We start from the raw sequence: 219 nt of genomic DNA on the forward strand, positions 1-219 counted from the left end.
GATAGAGTACTTGGCTACGAACCAAGGGGTCGTGGGTTCAATTCCTGCCAGCCGCACCAGAATACTGAAAATCAGACTTTGCCTGGTTTTGTTGTAACAAGTTTCACCTCCATGTTGTTCATGGAATGTTGTAGAAGTTTTGCGGCTGTAGCTCAGCTGGATAGAGTACTTGGCTACGAACCAAGGGGTCGTGGGTTCAATTCCTGCCAGCCGCACCAG

Annotated in this window: 1 tRNA gene; it reads left to right on the forward strand. The window is 49.3% G+C overall.

What is annotated here, in order from left to right:
- Nucleotides 1-141: 141 nt before the first annotated feature.
- Nucleotides 142-218: transfer RNA gene (locus tag K0F86_RS27225), tRNA-Arg, on the forward strand.
- The last annotated feature ends 1 nt before the right edge of the window (nt 219 follow it).

Source organism: Janthinobacterium sp. UMAB-60 (assembly GCF_900095235.1).
In the GTDB taxonomy this organism is placed as follows: Bacteria; Pseudomonadota; Gammaproteobacteria; order Burkholderiales; family Burkholderiaceae_D; genus Janthinobacterium.